Source organism: Synechococcus sp. OH2 (assembly GCF_047462155.1).
In the GTDB taxonomy this organism is placed as follows: domain Bacteria; phylum Cyanobacteriota; class Cyanobacteriia; order Thermostichales; family Thermostichaceae; genus Thermostichus.
Genome location: NZ_JANSIR010000010.1, coordinates 5,310 through 10,307, shown reverse-complemented (window position 1 = coordinate 10,307; position 4,998 = coordinate 5,310). Strand labels below are relative to the sequence as shown.

Genomic DNA, 4,998 nt, shown 5'->3' with positions numbered 1-4,998 from the left:
CAAAACCTGCATGCGATCCAGGCTGAGATCGACGCCAAAGTGGCCTAGCGACTCCAGAAACCCCGGCCAATCCCAGGTTGGGATTCCACCCATCGGCGGTAGGTTGTTCGGGCTCAAGCATTCACCTCAACACTATCCCCGCTAACCCAAGCAAAGAGATTACCCTCCCCTCTGCTCAAGCCGGTTTCGCACTGCCCCAGCAGAAGCCGTCAAAGGTTCACCACAAAAGCATCGCGAATACCTGGCTGCTTCAACACCTCTTCGATGATCCCATCTGGCAGGGGATCGTCAAGGCTGAGCACCATCACCGCATCGCCGCGGATGATCTTGCGCCCCACCTGCATGCTGGCGATGTTGACGTTGTAGGCCCCCAGCAGGGTGCCGATGCGCCCGATGATCCCCGGCATATCCCGGTGCAGGGTCATCAGCATATTGGCAGAGGGGGGCACATTCACCGGGAACTCGTCGATCTGGGTGATGCGCACCTCCCGCTCTCCGATCAGCGCTCCCGAAACCGAACGCACCCCGTTGGGGCCATGGGCAATCAACGTCAGGGATCCGGAGTAATCCTTCAAAGAGGGATCTCGCGTCTCCACCACGCGAATGCCCCGTTCCTTGGCCTCGATGGAAGCATTGACGTAGTTAACTCGCTCCCGCAGAGCCAGCGTCAACAGCCCCTTGAGCGCGGCGATGACGATCGGCTGGCCATCTTTTTCCGCCAGGGATCCCTGGAGGCGGATCTCCAACTGGCTGACCCGATCCCCCGCCAACTGGCCCACCAAGTTGCCCAGAGTTTCCGCCAAGTCCAGGTAGGGCTTGAGGCTTTGCAGCACCTCCGCCTGCAAGCCAGGGATGTTCACAGCAGAACGGGCAGGCAGCCCCAACAACACATCGCGGATCTGCTCTGCCACATCGATGGCCACATTCACCTGCGCCTCTTCGGTGGAGGCCCCCAGATGAGGGGTTAGCAGGATCTCCTTGCCCAAGGAAAGCAGAGGTGAATCTTGGCTAAGGGGCTCATCGGCAAAGACGTCCAGGGCCGCCCCCGCAATTTGGCCGGATTTGAGGGCTTCATAGAGGGCTTGCTCGTCCACTAAGCCGCCGCGGGCACAGTTGATCAGGCGGGCGGTCGGCTTCATCAGGCGGAAGGTCTCGGCGTTGAACAGGTTGGTGGTCTCAGGGGTCTTGGGGACATGCAGGGTGATGTAGTCCGATTCCTGCACCAAAGTTGTGAAATCCACCAGGCGCACTCCCAGTTGCTCCGCCCGCTCCATCGAAAGGTAGGGATCGTAGGCCAAAAGCCGCATCCCCATCGCCTTGGCAATCTGGGCCACATGGGATCCAATGCGACCCAGGCCAACAATGCCCAGTGTCTTTTTGTACACCTCTACCCCGACAAACTCCTGCCGCTTCCATTGGCCTGCTTTCAGAGAGGCATTGGCATCGGCAATGTGGCGGGAGAGGGCCATCATCAAAGCGATGGCGTGCTCGGCGGCAGCAATCGTATTGCCCTCAGGGGAGTTGACCACCAGGATCCCAGCTTTGGTGGCGGCAGCCACGTCGATGTTGTCCACGCCCACCCCCGCCCGACCGATGATTTTCAGGTTCGTCCCCGCCTCGATCACCTCGCGGGTGACCCGCGTGCCGGAGCGCACCATGATGGCATCGTAGTTGGGAATGACCGCAATCAACTGCTCCGGCGTGAGGTCGGTTTGCACATCCACCTGGGCCACTTGGGAGAGGATGTCGATTCCCGCCTGATCGATGGGATCCGTGACGATAACTCTGGGCATAAGCGACAATAGCCTAATCGGATGTGGGGCAACAGAAGCAGAAGAGCCAATACCGCAAGCCAGGCTGGATCGCATCCATGTTGACCCAACCCCAGCCAGCACCCTTTAATCTACCGCGAAAGTCCGCCAGCACGCGCAAGACCTGCCGCTCCCAAAGAGCAAGAGTCCCAGTTTCCTAGGCCCCGGTGGAGATGGGTTGCTCACGGGCGGGATCCCACAAGAGCCAGGTACTTGCCGTCGATTAAAAAGATGCCATTGGCAAACTGCACACTGTAGGTGCCCAACAGCCGCCGCTGCAAGATCACCCCTTGTTCGTGCAGCCGAATCAAATGGGCAGGGCGCAACATCGGCATCGGGTCAGCCGTTTTCAAGTAAGGAGGCATCTCCACCACCTCAACCCTCGCCCCCACCGGCAGCAAACCTTGAGCTTCAGACATGGCCCCACAAGCATCGACGCTACACCTGCCTTTAGCTTAACGGAACTGGAGAATAGCAGATGGGTCAACCTCAACCCGGACGGGATGGTTACATTGTTAGCAAGATTTTTATCCAATAGCTGGAGTCGGCAGGATAAAAAGGTAACATCGCTCTATACCCGAGCTACCCTGCGCTAGGGGAAGAGCATCGGCCTCTCAGGGCACTGTCAATCGGCAGCAAACCTGCTATTATACATTGACCTCACTGACTCCATTTTTTGTGCTCTTGGATACAGAGATCCCATCTGTCCCGGTAACGGGAGGGATCGCTTAGCAGAGCTGCGCTCAGAAAACCCGGCTTGCCGCCTCTTGGCTCAGTTGCCGGCCAGATCTTTGCGGAAGCTCTGTAAGAGTGTTAAGAATGATTACATTAGTTGGTCATCCTCTCAGTTTTTCCACTTGTCCTTCCCAGCGCCGTGAAACGACTATGCTAGATCCCATTCCCCCTCCTGTCCTTGAAGAATACCTGTTGCAAGCAGGCATCATCGACCGCTCCCAACTGAGCTTGGCCAAAAAGCTGCAGCATCGCCAGCAAGGGCCGTTGCTGATGATCCTTTTGGAGCTGAGTTTCATCGATCTCGAGCAGCTCAGGCGCCTGCTGGATTTGGGCCGCACCTACGACCATGCTACAAACGCTGGATAGCCTTCAGCCTGGTTGGCAACAGCATCTGGCCCGCTGGTCTGCGGCTGGGCAGGGATCCCTGCTGCTGAAAAGTTGCGGGAAGAAGGATCTGGCGGAGCTGCGTCGTTTTTTACAGCAGTTCTGCGCCCCCAGCCAAGCGTTGACCTTGCTCACAGAAGACTTGCAGGTAGTGGACGGCCCCCTGACGCTGCAAAGCTGGGATCCGCAGGTCACAGGCTCTTTTGCCCATCTTTATCTGGAGCGCTCCGCGTCTGCACAGCACCTCAACCGCTTGGCGGCAATAGTGGCTCAGTTGCGCGCCCCCGACGGCTGTCCTTGGGATCGCGCCCAAACGCCCGAGTCGCTGACTCCCTATATCCTCGAAGAAGCCTACGAGACGGTGGCGGCCATTCGGGCTGGGGATCCGGCGGCCATTGTCGAAGAGCTAGGGGATCTGTTGCTGCAGGTGGTGTTGCAATCCCAGATCTTTGCCGAGCGAAACCACTTCGACCTGGAAACCGTAGCCGCGCGGATTGCCGATAAGCTGATCCGCCGTCACCCCCATGTGTTTGGGGATGCTCCGCAGTCAGATGTTTCCAGCCTTTCTGAGTTGCACCGCTCCTGGGAAGACATCAAGCAGAAGGAACAGCCACAGCAGACCCTCGGCCAGAAACTTCTCCACTACGCTGAAAGTTTGCCCCCCCTGATGGCGGCCCTGAAGATCTGCCAAAAAGTGGTGGGAGCGGGATTTGAGTGGCCGACGGTGGAGGGGATCTGGGCCAAGATCCGCGAGGAAGAGGCCGAACTGCGCCGAGAGCTGGAACGGGATCCCCCCAACCCGGCGCGACAGGAAGCCGAGTTGGGGGATCTGTTGTTTGCTCTGGTCAATTTGGGCCATTGGTATGGGCTGGATGCCGCGCAGGCCTTGACCCAGACCAATCTGCGCTTTGCCCGCCGTTTTTTGCGCATGGAAGAGCTGGCGCGGCAACCAACAGAAGCAGCGTTACCTGGCAGCGGCCAAGCCTCCCCGCTCCCTCTCCAAAGACTCACCCTCGCGGAGTTAGAGGCCCTCTGGCAACAGGCAAAGCAGGAGCACCCCTAATCTCTTTTCTGAACCATTTATCTAAACTGGGAAACCAGCCCGCGGGATCCCTCAGCGATTGTTGGGCAAATTCTGGATGGGAACAACCAGCTCTTGCACAGGCAGAGCCACGGGTTGGGAGGTGTCGCCGCTTAAGGAGCCGGATAGCCCAGAGGGAGGAGAGGCTGGAACCTCGCCGACGGGGCGCAGTTGCCAGCGGATGATCTGCTCGCCGCGGTAAAAGGTCACCAACAACTGATCCCCCTGCGATTGAATTTGCCAGGTGCCGTCGCCGCTGGTAACCGAAATCTGCCCGCCGGAAAAGGGCGCGTCCAACGCCGGCCCCGACTGCGTCCAAATGCGTCCGCCACCGGTTTCCAGAACCAGTTGCACCGTCGCCCCCTGCCCCTGACCGCTCAAGATCTGGCCGGTGCCACTCCAAACTCGGGTCTCTGTCTGAGCCACAGCGGGCTGCCCAAGCTGCAGAGCCATGAGCAACAGCCCTGCCCAGCTCCACTGACCTCGTAGCGCCCCCCTCCAACCGGGAGAGAAGAAAGAATAGCGAGAGAAAAAGGCCATTGCACCCACGTTAGTACCACACGCTGCAATAGGACTGAAACACACCAGAGAAGAAGAGAGAGAGCTTGAGGGAGTAATTCTTTACACAGTCCCTCTCACAGTCTATCGAAACTGTCGGGATCCCTCTGCGTTCTCTTGGGCTTGGGTTGAGCTGGCTGCCGAGATCCTCAGTTGTCTTGATCCCAATCTAGGTAATCCCCGCCCCCCCAGACAGGCTGCAACCTGAGCCTCTGGCTGCGGGGATCCCTAGCAACCGCTTCGCCAATGCGCAGAGCCAAGTCTGAAACCCAACTAAAATGGCAATCGTTGCTATTTCTTCGATTTAGCTTAATCGGCGGGAAGCCCTGCACTGTATGAGTGAATTGTGTTGACTCAGGAGCCAATCAGTGTCGGGATGAAAGCCGTTCGTGCTGCAATTGAGGAGCACAAGTTAAATCTCTGAAGAGT

At 58.4% G+C, this 4,998-nt stretch carries 5 protein-coding genes; 2 read left to right on the top strand and 3 right to left on the bottom strand.

Features of this window, described 5'->3' with window-relative positions:
• Positions 1-209: 209 nt before the first annotated feature.
• Together serA and NW835_RS00745 are read right to left on the bottom strand one after the other, a co-directional pair.
• Positions 210-1,793: a phosphoglycerate dehydrogenase gene (serA, locus tag NW835_RS00750; RefSeq protein ID WP_414386347.1), complete on the bottom strand. Its 1,584-nt coding sequence runs from the start codon at positions 1,791-1,793 to the stop codon at positions 210-212.
• Between the two features lie 200 nt (positions 1,794-1,993).
• Positions 1,994-2,230: a DUF3148 domain-containing protein gene (locus tag NW835_RS00745; RefSeq protein WP_414365769.1), complete on the bottom strand. Its 237-nt coding sequence runs from the start codon at positions 2,228-2,230 to the stop codon at positions 1,994-1,996.
• Positions 2,231-2,696: 466 nt separating this feature from the next.
• Here NW835_RS00745 and NW835_RS00740 point away from each other — a divergent pair, with 466 nt between their 5' ends.
• Both NW835_RS00740 and mazG read left to right on the top strand, forming a co-directional pair.
• Positions 2,697-2,912, top strand: coding sequence for a DUF2949 domain-containing protein (locus NW835_RS00740; RefSeq protein WP_414371684.1), 216 nt, complete (start codon positions 2,697-2,699; stop codon positions 2,910-2,912).
• Positions 2,893-3,993 (top strand): nucleoside triphosphate pyrophosphohydrolase, encoded by a 1,101-nt coding sequence (gene mazG / locus NW835_RS00735; protein WP_414377119.1) that lies wholly within the window; start codon positions 2,893-2,895, stop codon positions 3,991-3,993. The genes NW835_RS00740 and mazG overlap by 20 nt, the downstream gene beginning before the upstream one ends.
• A 51-nt stretch (positions 3,994-4,044) precedes the next feature.
• On the opposite strand, the gene NW835_RS00730 is transcribed toward mazG, so the two are convergent.
• Entirely contained in the window at positions 4,045-4,551 is a 507-nt protein-coding gene (locus NW835_RS00730; RefSeq protein WP_414414262.1) for a hypothetical protein, read from the bottom strand.
• Positions 4,552-4,998: the final 447 nt, after the last annotated feature.